The sequence below is a fragment of the Neobacillus notoginsengisoli genome, from assembly GCF_003515685.1.
GTDB lineage: Bacteria > Bacillota > Bacilli > Bacillales > Cytobacillaceae > Bacillus_D > Bacillus_D notoginsengisoli.
The window spans coordinates 150,379-164,285 of sequence record NZ_QWEG01000004.1 but is presented as its reverse complement, the minus strand read 5'-3'; the positions used below and the strand labels follow the sequence as shown (position 1 = coordinate 164,285).

Here is a 13,907-nt window from a genome sequence, read left to right as displayed (position 1 = left end):
TAACTGTTTTTATAGAAACGGAGTTTTAACGATGAGGCTTAGGGATTGGGATACAAACTTACGGGTCAGGCTTGCTGCGGAAGCCTTGATGAATACGATGTTCTGGCTGTTCTTCCCGTTTTTGACGATTTATTTTGCGGGGGAGTTCGGGAAAAGCAAGGCGGGGCTGCTGCTTATTTTTTCGCAGGTTTTCTCAGTTGCCGCCAATTTGATGGGTGGTTATTGCGCGGACCGGTTCGGACGGAAACGGATGATGGTCTTGTCGGCAGCCGGACAAGGACTGTCGTTTTTCGTTTTCGGAATCGCTCAGTCACCTTGGCTCGACTCGCCTGTACTAGGATTTACCTGCTTCGCACTTGCGGGCGTATTCGGTTCGTTTTATTGGCCGGCGAGCCAGGCGATGGTTGCCGACCTCGTGCCTGAAAAAGACCGGAGCGATGTTTTCGCTGTCTTTTATACATCGATTAATATTTCCGTTGTTGTCGGGCCGATCCTCGGCGCCATCTTCTTTGTCCGTTATCCGTTTGAGGTTTTGCTCGCATCAGGGTTTATCGGCCTGCTGCTCTCTTTCATTCTCGCAAAATGGACGCGTGAGACGCTCCCGGTACAAATGTCAATATCGACAGGCTCGGGCAGCAAATGGTATCACGCTTTGCAAAGTCAATTCAAGGATTATGGCGTTATTATGAGGGACAGAACTTTTCTGCTGTTCATCATCGCGGGAATCCTCCTCTCACAAACGTTTATGCAGCTTGATTTGCTGTTCCCAGTTTATATGAAGGAATTTGTCCATAATCAAACGATGCTCAGCTTTGGCGACTGGTCGTTTAAAGTAAACGGCGAGCAGGCTTTCGGCATCATCTTATCTGAAAATGGCCTCCTCGTCGCCCTGTTCACCGTCATGGTGACGAGATATATGAATCGATTCAAAGAACAAAATGTGTTTATGGCATCGGCGATTCTTTATGCCATTTCGATTGTGATGTTCGGCCAAACGACGTGGATTTGGGGGCTTATTTTGGCAATGGTCGTATTTACGCTTGGGGAACTGGCTTCAGCGGGCATCCAGCAGGGCTTCGTCTCAAAAATAGCGCCAGAGCATTTACGCGGGCAGTATTTTGCCGCGGCGAGCCTTCGCTATACAATTGGCCGGACGATTGCGCCGCTGTCCATTCCGCTGACCGAATGGGTTGGCTATAACTGGACATTCATGACGCTCTGTCTACTTTCACTTGTAAGTGCTGGTTTTTACTGGGCGACATTTAAAAGTTATGATAGACAAAAGGCTTCGGTTTAGAGGAGGAAATGTGTATGATTTGGGAGACAAAACCGCAATTACTTGATTTATTGTCCCGGCTCGTGAGTATTCCCAGTGTGAGCGGAACGGAATCGGAAGCTATTTTTCCGGATTTGCTGGAGTTGGAGCTGAAGAATCTCCCCTACTTTCAGCAAAATGCGCACCACCTGAATGTCCATCATTCACCTGATGGCTCCTATCTGACGGCTTTTGTAGAGAAAAAAGGCACAAAGAAAACAATCGTCATGATCAGCCATTTCGATGTTGTCGGAGTTGAAGATTATGGACAGCTGAAGGAAATTGCTTTCAATGTCGAAAAGCTGACCGAACTTTATAACGAGAATCCGGAACTTTTGCCGGAGCCATTCCGTGAAGAATTTCGGTCCGGCGACTGGGTTTTCGGACGTGGTGCGATGGACATGAAAGCCGGAATCGCCGTCCAACTGTCTTTACTGGAGAAGGCTTCCTACGGGGAAATTGACGGGAATCTTCTTTTCGTCACTGTTTCCGATGAGGAGGTCAGCTCCAAAGGGATGCTGAAGGCGATTGAAGAAGTCCTCCGCCTAAAGGAAGACTTGGGGCTCGAGTATGTCCTCTGCCTGAACACGGAGCCATCCTTCAAGGTACATCCCCATGATAAAAATAAATACATGTACACGGGCACAATTGGCAAAATGATGCCAAGCTTCTATTTTGCCGGCCAGGAAACGCATGTCGGGGAGCCGTTCGCCGGCCTGAATGCCTCGCTAATGGCGGCAGCGCTCACAATGGAATTGGAATTGAACAGCGAGTTTTCCGAAACAATCGGTGAGGAGCGCACCTCGGCGCTGACAAACCTGATGATGAGGGACCTGAAGGAATTCTATAATGTCCAGACGCCGACATCTGCGGTGGCGATGTTCAACCTTTTGTTCATGGAAAAATCGCCTGGTGAACTGACGGAAGGAATTCTCAAAGCGACCCATAAAGCGGCCAATATGGCGCTGGAGCACTACCGGGAAAAGGCTGAGCTGGCCGGCGTCAAAGGACTTCCGTTTACAATTGATGTATATACGTGGGAAGACCTTTACGCGGAAGTCGTTAAAGCGATTGGCCTTGACGAAGCGCAGGCACTGATTGAAGCCACGCTTTTAGCCGCGGCTGATGAGGACGAGCGTGGCAAAAGCCTGAAAGTTGTCCAGCAGTTTGCTTCGTATATTGAAAAGAAACCGTTCATCGTGTTTTATTTCAGCCCGCCTTTCTACCCTGCCGTTTCGTCGCGGAACTCGGAAATCGTCCAATCACTGGCCTCTTTTGTCAAAAGTGAAATCAGCGAGATTCAGGAAAGGAAGTTCTTCCAGGGGCTGTGCGATTTAAGCTATGCCACCTCCTCCACTTCTGAAAAGGATGCGAAGCTCTTAGCCGGCAACATGCCTCTCTACAACAATGGGTACACCATTCCTTTTGAGGCAATCCAAGAGCTGGATATGCCTGTATTTAACCTTGGTCCGTATGGAGCGGACCCGCATCAGAAAACCGAGCGGCTAGAGATGGATTTTTCGTTCGGAACCCTGCCAGACTTGCTTGAAAAGCTCGTGCAGCACGCTTTCCGTATTTCATAAGTACTCCCTAGGGAAAAATGCATTTTAAATGAGATAAGCATAAAAAAGCTTGGAAACCGTTATAATATGGCTCCAAGCTTTTTGCTTATAGGGCTGATTATTTTCCCCCTGATAAAGATCTCTTTTTTAACCTTTCACTTAAAATACATACTGCATAACAAAATTACTAAGAAACAAAATCGCAATCATATAAAGGGCCGGGTGAATTTCCTTCCCTTTCCCCATCAAGAGCTTGAGAAGTGGATAGAGAATAAAGCCAATCGCCATGCCATCTGCAATGCTATACGTTAAAGGAATGAGGACAATAATTAAAAGTGCCGGAATGCTCTCTGTTAAATCATCCATTGAGATATGGACGATGTTTTGCAACATAAGAATTCCGATCAAGATGAGAATTGGCGACACGGCACTTGCAGGAACGATTTTAATAACAGGTATAAACAAAATGGAAATAAGAAACATAAACGCAGTCACAATGCTCGTTAACCCCGTTCTTCCACCCGCTGTAATCCCTGCCGCTGTTTCCACTGATGCTACAGTGGGACTTGTGCCAAAGATACCGGATGATAAAACGGAAACAGCTGTTGCCTGAAGAGATTTCTTACTACTTTCAGGGCGGTTCAGCATTTTGCTATGTCCATGAATCAAGCCAATATTTTCAAACACAACCACCATTGCAAAAGAAATGGAAGTTAGCCAGAAAATGATATTTCCTGCTTGCTGCCACGAGATTTGGCCAAATATGCCAACGTATTCACTAAAGGATGGCATTGAAAAGGAAATGCCCTTAAAACTAGATCCGCCTAGCCAAATCGTTAACAACGAAGTAATGATGATACTTAATAATAAGTTTCCAGGCACATTTTTAATAAATAATATGATTGTAATAATTAAACCGATAAACGTTACGATAACTGTCGGACTGCTTAAGTCTCCAATTGCGAGCAAGGTATGCTCAGACCTCGTAATAATACCCCCATTTTCAAAGCCTATAAAAATCAATAAAATTCCAATCCCAATCGTAATCGCTTCTTTCAAGGAGTTGGGGATGGAGGAAGTAATCACTTTTGCCATGGGTGTAAAGGCAATCACAACAAATAACAGACCTATAACGAAAACCATCGCCAAGGCTTCCTGCCAAGTAAATCCCCCGGATTGGACGATTGTATAAGTAAACATCGCATTAAGGCCCATGCCAGGAATGATAATAAATGGGGTATTGCTCCATAACCCCATGACTAAACAGCCGATAAAACTAGTTAATATCGTTGCGATGATACCAGCCTCCATCGGGATTCCTGCAACCGATAAGATGGTCGCGTTAACGATAATAATGTAAGCGACCGTTATATATGAAATCAGACCTGCAGAAATTTCTTTTGCAATGGTCGTATCATATTGATGTAATTTAAAAAAACGCTCCATGTCCTTCACCTTTCTGCTTCGACTTTCAAAATGCACACGAAAGCTATCATAGCATGGACTTCACTATATGAAAAATATATAATTTAAATACAAATTATATAATTTGCAAATAGAAAGGTATTTTATTTATGGATATAAAACAATTACGTTATTTTCTAGCAATAGCTGAGGAAAAGAATATAACCGCTGCTGCCGCTCGCCTGCATATGTCCCAACCGCCTTTAAGTATCCAGTTGAAACAATTGGAAGATGAGTTAGGTGTAAAATTGTTTGTACGAACTGGAAAAAGCATGGAATTGACGGATAAAGGCGGGGTACTTTACAAAAGGGCTTTGGATTTAGTGAACAGTGTAGAGGAAATAAAAAATGAAATAAAGGAAACTGAGGAAGGAATAAAGGGGGAACTGGCTTTAGGAATGAATACTTCATCTCTTTCTGGGTTTTCAGATATCATTCATTCCTTCCACAAAAAGTACCCCCTTGTTTCATTAAAGATTATTCAAAATGATTCGGTTTATTTGACGCAAATGGTGAAAGCAAGGGCGATTGAAATAGCGTTCGTACGCCTTCCACTTGAACATCGCGGCCTTACATACCAACCTTTATTAAATGAGCCCTTTTCTTTCGTTTCAAATAGGAAAACCCATACGATTTCACTTGAAGAGATTTCACAAGTCCCCCTTATTATTCCAAGTACGGAAGGCTTGGGCATCTACAGTACAATACTTGAAGCCTTTTCCCGGCAAAACCTTCGACTTAATCATATCGCGGAATGTTCTGATATGAATTTATTAATGAAATTAGTCAAAGAAGGAATGGGAGCAACCATTGTCCCAAAATCCGTTTTTGATGTGTATGGGGATAAACATCTCTATTCAACTCCGATTAATGATGCCGATATGACATCTTCTTTAGGAGTCATTTGGCTTGAAAATCATTATGTCTCTACCCCTGCAAAAAACTTTATAGGGCTACTAACGGAATTTTATGGTCGTTCACAACGATAATCTCCTAGTGAGAACAGAACAATTAATTAATGAATTTATGCCCAGCTAAGCCACAGGCCCAGACCGGAGTATGACCAACAATCTTTCTTGGCAAAATAGCAACGCTGGATGGCGGGGGTTGCGATTTTTGTCAATATAAATTTATGAATAATTAATGAACTTTTATTGAATGAACAAAAAAACAGGCGTATACTTACAGTAACAGTTACTTTACCATGTTGGGATGGTGGAAATGATGGATTGGATGTCACCTACCTCTTTGTCAGGGATCATCGCTTTTGCATCGCTGTTTTCCTGGGGTATATACCTAAACATTAAATTATATAACGATATTGAGCAGTAGGCCTGGCCTGCTGCTTTTGTTTTGCAAAAATACAGCCTTGTCTTTTCTTCGAAAACATTTTTCAGAAACTTCGGTGTGTTTTTATTTCTTTTTTTTCCAAAAAAGCGCTAAACTTAGGAAGATGAAATAGGAAGAGAGGTACATAGGATGAGTGATTTTCAAACACAATTGGAAAAATACGCGGAACTTGCGGTCAAGGTTGGCGTGAATGTCCAGCCAGGCCAGACGCTTGTGGTGAACACAACCCTTGATGCGGCTGAATTTGTCCGGCTGGTGGTGAAGAAGGCATACGAAGTCGGCGCGAATAATGTTGTCGTCAATTGGACCGACGACACAGTTTCCAGACTGAAATACGAGTTGGCTCCCGAGGAATCTTTTCATGAATATCCAGAATGGCGGGCTAAGGAAATCGAGGACCTTGCCGAAAACGGAGCTGCGTTCATGTCGATTGTTTCTTCAAGCCCCGATCTGCTGAAAGGCATCGAGCCGCAGCGCATTTCCAACTTCCAGAAAGCTGCGGGCACCGCCCTCGCAAATTACCGGAAGATGATCCAATCCGACAAGGTCAGTTGGACTGTCATCGCGGCCGCTTCAACAGCGTGGGCTGCGAAAGTATTCCCGGATGCACCGGAGTCCGAGCAGGTTGACAAGCTCTGGGACGCCATTTTCAAATCTGTCCGGGTGGATACAAAAGACCCGGTCCTTGCCTGGAAACAGCATGACCAGACTTTACACGACAAGGTGAGCGTCCTGAATGATAAACGCTTTAAATTCCTACACTACAAGGCGCCTGGAACCGACCTGATTATTGAGCTTCCGAAAACGCACCTATGGGTCGGCGCAGGCAGCGTCAGTGAGCAAGGTGTTGAGTTTATGGCAAACATGCCGACTGAAGAGGTTTTCACTGTTCCATTAAAGACTGGCGTCAACGGTGTCGTTGCCAGCACGAAGCCGCTTAGTTACGGCGGAAACATCATCGACAACTTCAGCATTACTTTCCAAAACGGGAGGATTGTCGATGTGAAAGCGGAGCAAGGCGAAGAAATTTTGAAAAGGCTTGTGGAAACAGATGAAGGCTCGCACTACCTCGGTGAAGTAGCTCTTGTCCCTTATGACTCACCGATTTCCCAATCGAACATATTGTTCTTCAATACACTTTTTGATGAGAATGCGTCGAACCACCTGGCAATCGGCAGTGCCTATGCGTTCTGCATTAAAGGCGGCAAGACGATGAATTCCGAGCAATTGGCTGAAGCAGGCCTGAACGAAAGCATCACCCACGTCGACTTCATGATCGGTTCCGCCGAAATGAATATCGACGGCATTACCGAAGACGGAAATTCCGAACCGGTCTTTCGCGCAGGCAACTGGGCACTTTAATATTTTCCGGGCAACCGGGCAATTGGACCAGCAGGCGGTTATTACTTAACTGCCTGCTGGTTTTTGTTTGTCGTTCATTTTTTTGAATTATATTGTATTTTTGCAAAAGCTTCCCCTAAATATAATATGAGTTAACTGATTAGTGACCGAACGGCTTCCGGAAACAAGGTCTTCGGTTAATAAAGGCGGACTTAGTGACCGAACGACCACCAGAAACAGGGCCTTCGGTTAATAAAGGCACACTTAGTAACCGAGGGACCACCAGAAACAGGGCCTTCGGTTAATAAAGGCACACTTAGTAACCGAAGGACCCCATAACCACTGCTGTCCAGGCCCAAAGATACATCTAGTTTGTTTTAACAACTAATATACGTTTAATTGCAAAATTTACACCAGTGACAATTCACCCCAAACTTGATAAAGTAGGTTTACTATTTTATAACGGGGGATTTTATTATGCTGCAAGAATTTAAGAAATTTGCAATGAAGGGAAATGTCATGGACCTTGCTGTCGGGGTCATTGTCGGAGCGGCTTTTGGCAAAATCGTCACTTCCCTTGTAGAAGACATCATGATGCCGCTCATCGGTTTATTGATGGGAGGGGTCAACTTTAAGGGATTGAGTTTTACATTCAGGAAAGCCGAAATCCACTTCGGTATGTTCCTCCAATCTGTGACTGACTTCGTTATTACCGCTTTTTCTATCTTTATGTTCATTAAGCTCATCAACCATTTCCGGAAAAATGAAGAGGAAGAAGAAATGGCGGAGGTAGAATTGGATAAATCTGAGGAGCTGCTCGCTGAAATCCGCGACCTTTTAAAAGCCCAGACAAAAGGCACCGAAAGCCGGAACGAGGCCTAGAACTATTTTTCTTTAAAAACTGAAACCTTTTAAACACCACTCCGTAAATAAAACTATCATAATAATCCGAGGTGAACCATACATGTATGCACAAACAAGTACTGACTATTTGCCGTCCGTGATGAGAACGTTCGCGATGTCCATTGCATTTGCGATGCTAGGCGCGATGGCAGGTACCTACGTTCCACCCGCACTTTTCCTGCCGCTTGTCATTTTGGAAGTCGGAATGCTGCTATTTGCCTTTTTTATCCGCAAAAAACGGACGATTTCCTATACATTCCTTTACGTGTTTACGTTCCTTTCTGGTATCACAACATATCCGCTTGTCTACCACTATGCGTCTCAAGCCGGTGGAAGCATCGTTCTGCTAGCCCTCGGGACAACGACGGTTGTTTTTGCCGGAATTGGCGTTTACGCGACGAAAACAAAGCGCAACTTCTCATGGCTCGGCGGCATGCTCATGGCCTCGCTGCTCGCACTGATTGCCATTTCAATTTTCAATATGTTCTTCCAGCTTAGCTCAACAGGCATGCTAGCCTTTTCGTTCATCGGCGTTCTCGTCTTTAGCGGCTATATTTTATACGACTTTAACAGAATGAAACACTACGGCGTCACAGCCGAAGAAGTTCCGCTCATGGCGCTTAACCTTTACCTCGACTTCGTGAACCTGTTCATCAGCCTGCTTCGTATTTTCGGTATCCTTGGTGGCGATGATTAAACTATTGCCAATTCATATGAAAGGCAGGCCTTTTTCACAGGCCTGCCTTCCGTCATTTAAAGAAACTGTATCGTTTTTTGCCGCGTAAAATATCCCCTGACCAGCCTTTTGTTCTTAAAACAATATAAAGCCCTATAGTTGAAAGAGCAGTAAGCCCGAGCGCAAAAACGTAGCCATACTTCCATTCAAGCTCCGGCATATTTACAAAGTTCATCCCCCACAACGCGCCAAGAGCGGTAATAGGAGTAAAGAGCGTAGTCAGGACGGTCAGTGTTTTCATAATTTCATTTCCGCGGTGCGTGGAAACGACTTCTTCAAGCTTAATCAACGTGTCGATTTCCGCCTGATATTCGTTAATCACAGCGAACCCCCGGTCAATTTTCAGGCAAGTCCGTTTATATTCAGGCTTTTCGGCAGCTATATTGCCGAATGCTTCCTCCATTCCGATCCTGATTTCCTTCAGCGGAATCATCAAATGCTTTAGGACGAGAAGCTCGTGGCGGCATTGGTAGATTTCCTCTAGAATACTCGTACTGTTTTCCTTTTTCATTTTCCAGAAAAGGTCATTGAGCCTTACTTCAAACGGGTCGATTTCAATCAGGCTGCTCGTCGTGATTTCACCCAGCAGGACGGAAAAACCTTCAATGGCATTTTCACAATTGCCCATCTGGATCCTCATGAGGTTGTAGTCCCTCTCGCCAAGAACAGAGAAATCCAGGTCGCTAGTAATCATAAACTTCTCTGCGAGGAAAAAGTGGAAGACATGATTATCATCCTTTTCCACAAGATCCTGTTTAAAGACAAGCGAACCAGCGATCCATTCAGCCCCTTTATAAAAGGTATCAATAACAACACTATTCGTATTCATTTCTGCTGATTTTTTTATCCAAGAATTTATATTATATGAACCTCTTTCCATAGCGAGTTTTTTTAGGCCCTCTGTCTCCCCCGGCAAAAATTCATGCCACTCCCAGGCTCCGCTTTTAAACACATGATTCATGCTTTGCCACTTCCCGTCCGGTCTTAATAGTGCTACTACCTTAAACATCCCCAAATCCACCTGTTTCAAAACTTTCTTCCGATCTGGGCATTTTATGTTTTTGGTTTAAGAATGACGGGTATTATAAGGAATACTTCAGAGAGAGAAAATCCTTTAAGGAGTTGAGTTGAGAATGAAGAACAATACACGCTATCTAATCGCAGGTGCCGGTATCGGCGCACTTCTATGGTATGCATGGAAACCTTCAAAGGACGATTTAAAAGGAATGGTTGACACAGTCGCAAATAAACTCCCAATTGGAAAAAACACCACTGAACCAGTTGTCGCAAAAGCGGGCCTATCCGACCCAATGGACCTTGATGACAACAAGATGGTCAGCGAAGGATCGCAATACGGTGTCCACTACTACAACAAGAACGAGCAAGATAACGCCTAAAGGACCTGTTCCTTTAGGCTTTTTGTTTTTTGGAGAAACTAGTTGAAACGAGTTTTTGGAGGCATACGCGGATGGGCTATTTATTTATCCTCATTTATATTGGCATTATCCTGCTCGTCGTCGAGCTATGTACAACTTTATTTGTATTGACAGGGCTCGAAAAACCGGTTGCCCGCTTTCAGGTTGTGTCCATGCTGACGAGTACGGGATTTACAACCGGTGAGTCCGAGTTGATTATCGCCCATCCGATCAGAAGGCGGCTTGGATCTTTCCTGATCCTGTTCGGTGCTTTTTCCCTTGCAGTGATCATCTCTGCGATTAGCGGAATTTTGCAGAAAAACTTTCACCTGCAAGAAATTGGTTTGGTTGCAGGTTTCCTTCTTTTGCTGCTGCTTGTTTTAAGGCTCCCCTCCATGCAAAAAAAACTCAAGAAAAGGCTGCATGAGGAAATGGAACAAAGCTACAAGCTTGAAGAATTGCCAATCAAGGAAGTTCTTTTACAAAACGATGAGGATGATTTTATCGAAATCCACGTACACGAGGAGTCCAATTTGATCGGCAGCATGCTAAGGGATATCATTAAGCCTGAAGAAGATATCAATGTCTTGTTTATTATGCGCGGCGACGTCATGATCCGCCATGACCGAAATAAAGAAGAAATCCAAGCCGGGGACATGTTTTACCTTTACGGCGACAAGGAATGCCTGCAAAGTAAATTTGCCAACGAGATTGAAGCCCACAAAGAAAAGCTGGAAGAAAAAGTGGAGGCGAGAAATCAACAAACGATATAAGTGGCGACGTGCCGACGCGTTCTAAGCGAACAAAAAGACTAGTCATTCCAATCATATAGGTTAAACTTAACCTTTTCTGCTTGCTATAAGACAAAGTCCATGGACTTGATGCACCAGAACCCTATGTTTCAAAAGCTCGTCAATAATTCGCGACAGAGATTTCGGAAAAGGCTGTGGAATTTTCATTTAAGGCTGCGATTCGCGCCAAAGATTCGGATAAAGTCAGCTTGAATGGCGTGCAAGGCTGCGATTCGCGCCAAAGCCTCGGATAAAGTCAGCTTGATTGGCGCGCAAGGCTGCGATTCGCGCCAAAGATTCGGATAAAGTCAGCTTGAATGGCGTGCAAGGCTGCGATTCGCGCCAAAGCCTCGGATAAAGTCAGCTTGATTGGCGCGCAAGGCTGCGATTCGCGTCAAAGCCTCGGATAAAGTCAGCTTGAATGGCGCGCAAGGCTGCGATTCGCGCCATAGCTTCGGATAATATCAGGTTGAATGGCGCGCAAGGCTGCGATTCGCGCCAAAGCTTCGGATAATATCAGTCTAATGGCGCGCAAGGCTGCGATTCGCGCCATAGCTTCGGATAATATCAGGTTGAATGGCCCGCAAGACCGCGATTCGCGCCAAAAACGCTTCTCTTACTTCGCCAAGTGATGCTTAAACGCATAAATGACGGCTTGAGTCCGGTCCTGGACCTGGAGCTTGGATAGGATATTGCTGACATGTGTTTTTACTGTTTTTAAAGCAATAAAACATTCATCGGCAATTTCCTGGTTGGTTTTGCCCTCTGTCATTAAAAGGAGGATCTCCATTTCGCGTTCAGTCAGTTCTTCATGGGGAAGCAGTTCCTTTTTCTGGCGCATTTTCAACATCATTTTGCCGGTGACTTCCGGCTCAAGAATCGACTGGCCATTATATGTAGCGCGGACTGCGTTGGCAATTTCACTTGCCTTTGAAGTTTTCAGCATGTAGCTTGTCGCCCCGGCTTCAAGAGCGGGGTACACTTTTTCATCGTCAAGGAAGCTTGTGACGATAATGATTTTTGCCTCGGGCCATTGTTCAATGATCTGGCGGGTGGCCTCAATCCCGTCCATTTCCTTCATGACAAGGTCCATTAGGATAATGTCCGGCTTGAGCTCAAGTGCCAATTCGACCCCGCGTTTTCCATTGTCGGCCTCGCCCACCACTTCGATATCCGGCTGGGCGGACAGGTAGGAAGAAACCCCGATCCGAACCATTTCGTGGTCATCGACAAACACAACTTTAATCATTTTCCCCATCCCCATTCGACACAGCCGGAACCTTCACTTCAAGCCGCGTCCCTTTATTCTTCACTGAAACAATCTTCATTGTGCCGCCTATTTCCAGTGCCCGCTCATGCATATTTTGCAGGCCATAAGCGCCAGCTTTCCGGTCTTCCTCGTCAAAACCGACTCCGTCATCGGCAACGCGCAGGATGATTAGCCCGTCTCTTTTAATGAGCAGTACGTCCAGCGAATTTGCTTTTGCATGCCGAAGTGTATTTGATACCGACTCCTGGAGGATCCGGAACAAATGGTCCTCGACCCCTTTGTCCATCGCAAAATCCTCAGCCTTCCAATGGATTTCAATCATCACCTTTTGTGATAATTCGCCAAGTAAATCCGCGATTCCTTCCTGCAGCGTTTTGCCTTTCAGCGCGGCTGGCCGGAGGTGAAGAAGGAGCGCCCTCATTTCAATCTGTGACTGGTGAATCATTTCTTCAACGAGCTTCAGTTGCTTGGCTTCTGTCCCTTCGTCATCCTCTTTCATTTCCGTTATTGCGGACATGAGCATGGAAGCAGCAAATAATTGCTGGCTGACTGAATCATGCAGCTCACGTGCCAGCCGGTTCCGCTCTTGTGAAATGATTTCCTGGATTCTCATTTCCTGGTCCTCGGCCTTTTCAGTCGCCAGACGCTGTGATAGTTTCGCTTTTTCGGAGATTTGCCAATTGAGCTTGCGGAACCGTTCATGGATTTGCTTCATTTCAAAAAGCGAACCCGTTTCCCTCAAATCGGCTTGATGGCCTTCCTCAATTTGGCGGAGCGACTGGTCGATGAGCGTGAACTGTGATTTCCAATACACACCTGAAATTAAACCGAACAAAATACCGAATGCCCCGCTGAATGCAGGAATAAAAATAATAAACGGAATACCCATTAGTTCCTTTTGCCATAGGGATGACCATTCCTCAAGCGGGAATACGACAAAGAAGGCCGCGGAACTAACACCAGCCAACAAGAAAGCAAAACCGAGGCTCCAGAGTACTTGCCTTTGAATCGCGCTCATATCCGGTTCACCTCGAGGTTCCCAACAATCACCGATGTAAAAATTTTCACCTTCTGGACTGATTGGTCATAATTAGCGGTTTTTAGCTGGAAAACCTGATTGAGGACCTTCGATTCTTCATTGCCGAACACAGAAGTCGAACCCGCCACAACGGAGTGATGAATGCTCACTTCCATCTCATATGGCACCAAAATCTGGATATTCCCGATGAAATTCCGAATAAAGATCACTGTCTCGCCTTTCGGGAAAAGGGTGTAGCTCAGGTCAATGACTGTGTCGCCAAGACCTGCATGGATATTAATATCATTCCACTCATACACTTGCTCAGGCGTTTTTTGCTGGCCAAACAGGACGTTTTCAAAAAGAGGCTTCGTCCTCACCATTTCCGTGCCCGGGCCATCCTGTTCCGAAACCTGGATGGTTGGTGCAATTCGCTTCGGCGCTTGTTTAGCCTGGATGAATTGAATAAAAAACAGAACCAGCATCCCAATCAGGATCAGCTTCAGGGTCATCATATTCAACAAGCTCGCCGCAAGGATGATAATCCCAATCCAGAAAAGGAACCTTCCGAATTTGGAAGGCGACTTTTTCCGGCCTATATAAATCATGGCTCCTGAAAGGAAGAGGGAAAAGATAAGACCGCTATTGAAAAAAGCAAGCTCCAATAGGAGAATGATCCCGCCGCCAAAAATCAGCCAGCCCATATAATCTCCTGTCATTTTTCTGTCCATCTCTCTTCCTC

14 protein-coding genes are annotated in these 13,907 nt (G+C 45.2%); 8 read left to right on the top strand and 6 right to left on the bottom strand.

Annotated elements, in window-relative coordinates; all coding sequences use genetic code 11:
• Window positions 1–31 precede the first annotated feature (31 nt).
• Both D1B31_RS07445 and D1B31_RS07440 read left to right on the top strand, forming a co-directional pair.
• A complete protein-coding gene (locus tag D1B31_RS07445; RefSeq protein WP_118920134.1) occupies window positions 32–1,297 on the top strand; it encodes an MDR family MFS transporter in 1,266 nt (421 codons plus the stop codon).
• 14 nt (window positions 1,298–1,311) lie between these two features.
• On the top strand, window positions 1,312–2,898 hold the full coding sequence (locus D1B31_RS07440; protein ID WP_158587491.1) for a M20/M25/M40 family metallo-hydrolase: 1,587 nt from the start codon (window positions 1,312–1,314) through the stop codon (window positions 2,896–2,898).
• Window positions 2,899–3,036: 138 nt separating this feature from the next.
• Here D1B31_RS07440 and D1B31_RS07435 read toward each other — a convergent pair whose 3' ends face one another.
• Window positions 3,037–4,323 carry an NCS2 family permease gene (locus D1B31_RS07435; protein ID WP_118920132.1) on the bottom strand — a complete coding sequence of 429 codons (1,287 nt, stop codon included), beginning with the start codon at window positions 4,321–4,323 and terminating at the stop codon, window positions 3,037–3,039.
• 128 nt (window positions 4,324–4,451) lie between these two features.
• Between D1B31_RS07435 and D1B31_RS07430 the strand changes: the two genes are divergently transcribed.
• From D1B31_RS07430 to D1B31_RS07415, 4 genes are all read left to right on the top strand, one after another.
• Window positions 4,452–5,330, top strand: a complete 879-nt coding sequence (locus D1B31_RS07430; RefSeq protein WP_118920131.1) for a LysR family transcriptional regulator — start codon at window positions 4,452–4,454, stop codon at window positions 5,328–5,330.
• A gap of 490 nt (window positions 5,331–5,820) precedes the next feature.
• Window positions 5,821–7,053: an aminopeptidase gene (locus D1B31_RS07425; protein WP_118920130.1), complete on the top strand. Its 1,233-nt coding sequence runs from the start codon at window positions 5,821–5,823 to the stop codon at window positions 7,051–7,053.
• A gap of 456 nt (window positions 7,054–7,509) precedes the next feature.
• Window positions 7,510–7,914, top strand: coding sequence for a large conductance mechanosensitive channel protein MscL (gene mscL, locus D1B31_RS07420; protein ID WP_118920129.1), 405 nt, complete (start codon window positions 7,510–7,512; stop codon window positions 7,912–7,914).
• Between the two features lie 82 nt (window positions 7,915–7,996).
• The gene (locus tag D1B31_RS07415; protein ID WP_118920128.1) at window positions 7,997–8,632 is read left to right on the top strand and encodes a Bax inhibitor-1/YccA family protein; all 636 of its coding nucleotides are present in this window, start codon (window positions 7,997–7,999) and stop codon (window positions 8,630–8,632) included.
• 52 nt (window positions 8,633–8,684) lie between these two features.
• On the opposite strand, the gene D1B31_RS07410 is transcribed toward D1B31_RS07415, so the two are convergent.
• The gene (locus D1B31_RS07410; RefSeq protein ID WP_118920127.1) at window positions 8,685–9,680 is read right to left on the bottom strand and encodes a magnesium transporter CorA family protein; all 996 of its coding nucleotides are present in this window, start codon (window positions 9,678–9,680) and stop codon (window positions 8,685–8,687) included.
• A 124-nt stretch (window positions 9,681–9,804) separates the two neighbouring features.
• On the opposite strand from D1B31_RS07410, the gene D1B31_RS07405 reads away from it, so the two are divergent.
• Both D1B31_RS07405 and D1B31_RS07400 read left to right on the top strand, forming a co-directional pair.
• Window positions 9,805–10,068 carry a hypothetical protein gene (locus tag D1B31_RS07405; protein WP_118920126.1) on the top strand — a complete coding sequence of 88 codons (264 nt, stop codon included), beginning with the start codon at window positions 9,805–9,807 and terminating at the stop codon, window positions 10,066–10,068.
• A 71-nt stretch (window positions 10,069–10,139) separates the two neighbouring features.
• Window positions 10,140–10,859 (top strand): TrkA C-terminal domain-containing protein, encoded by a 720-nt coding sequence (locus D1B31_RS07400; protein WP_118920125.1) that lies wholly within the window; start codon window positions 10,140–10,142, stop codon window positions 10,857–10,859.
• Between the two features lie 430 nt (window positions 10,860–11,289).
• Here the strand turns inward: D1B31_RS07400 and D1B31_RS24175 are convergent, their stop codons facing one another.
• From D1B31_RS24175 to liaF, 4 genes are all read right to left on the bottom strand, one after another.
• Window positions 11,290–11,430, bottom strand: a complete 141-nt coding sequence (locus tag D1B31_RS24175) for a hypothetical protein (protein ID WP_158587490.1) — start codon at window positions 11,428–11,430, stop codon at window positions 11,290–11,292.
• 63 nt (window positions 11,431–11,493) lie between these two features.
• The gene (locus D1B31_RS07395; RefSeq protein ID WP_118920124.1) at window positions 11,494–12,126 is read right to left on the bottom strand and encodes a response regulator transcription factor; all 633 of its coding nucleotides are present in this window, start codon (window positions 12,124–12,126) and stop codon (window positions 11,494–11,496) included.
• On the bottom strand, window positions 12,119–13,165 hold the full coding sequence (locus D1B31_RS07390; RefSeq protein ID WP_118920123.1) for a sensor histidine kinase: 1,047 nt from the start codon (window positions 13,163–13,165) through the stop codon (window positions 12,119–12,121). The genes D1B31_RS07395 and D1B31_RS07390 overlap by 8 nt, the downstream gene beginning before the upstream one ends.
• Window positions 13,162–13,896 (bottom strand): cell wall-active antibiotics response protein LiaF, encoded by a 735-nt coding sequence (gene liaF / locus D1B31_RS07385; RefSeq protein WP_118920122.1) that lies wholly within the window; start codon window positions 13,894–13,896, stop codon window positions 13,162–13,164. Before liaF ends, D1B31_RS07390 begins: the two co-directional genes overlap by 4 nt.
• Window positions 13,897–13,907: the final 11 nt, after the last annotated feature.

Bases quoted from the DNA above. Each gene is read 5' to 3' on its own strand.
- D1B31_RS07445 (WP_118920134.1), top strand. From the start codon at position 32: ATGAGGCTTAGGGATTGGGATACAAACTTACGGGTCAGGCTTGCTGCG.
- D1B31_RS07440 (WP_158587491.1), top strand. From the start codon at position 1,312: ATGATTTGGGAGACAAAACCGCAATTACTTGATTTATTGTCCCGGCTC.
- D1B31_RS07435 (WP_118920132.1), bottom strand. From the start codon at position 4,323: ATGGAGCGTTTTTTTAAATTACATCAATATGATACGACCATTGCAAAA.
- D1B31_RS07430 (WP_118920131.1), top strand. From the start codon at position 4,452: ATGGATATAAAACAATTACGTTATTTTCTAGCAATAGCTGAGGAAAAG.
- D1B31_RS07425 (WP_118920130.1), top strand. From the start codon at position 5,821: ATGAGTGATTTTCAAACACAATTGGAAAAATACGCGGAACTTGCGGTC.
- mscL (WP_118920129.1), top strand. From the start codon at position 7,510: ATGCTGCAAGAATTTAAGAAATTTGCAATGAAGGGAAATGTCATGGAC.
- D1B31_RS07415 (WP_118920128.1), top strand. From the start codon at position 7,997: ATGTATGCACAAACAAGTACTGACTATTTGCCGTCCGTGATGAGAACG.
- D1B31_RS07410 (WP_118920127.1), bottom strand. From the start codon at position 9,680: ATGTTTAAGGTAGTAGCACTATTAAGACCGGACGGGAAGTGGCAAAGC.
- D1B31_RS07405 (WP_118920126.1), top strand. From the start codon at position 9,805: ATGAAGAACAATACACGCTATCTAATCGCAGGTGCCGGTATCGGCGCA.
- D1B31_RS07400 (WP_118920125.1), top strand. From the start codon at position 10,140: ATGGGCTATTTATTTATCCTCATTTATATTGGCATTATCCTGCTCGTC.
- D1B31_RS24175 (WP_158587490.1), bottom strand. From the start codon at position 11,430: ATGGCGCGAATCGCAGCCTTGCGCGCCATTAGACTGATATTATCCGAA.
- D1B31_RS07395 (WP_118920124.1), bottom strand. From the start codon at position 12,126: ATGATTAAAGTTGTGTTTGTCGATGACCACGAAATGGTTCGGATCGGG.
- D1B31_RS07390 (WP_118920123.1), bottom strand. From the start codon at position 13,165: ATGAGCGCGATTCAAAGGCAAGTACTCTGGAGCCTCGGTTTTGCTTTC.
- liaF (WP_118920122.1), bottom strand. From the start codon at position 13,896: ATGGACAGAAAAATGACAGGAGATTATATGGGCTGGCTGATTTTTGGC.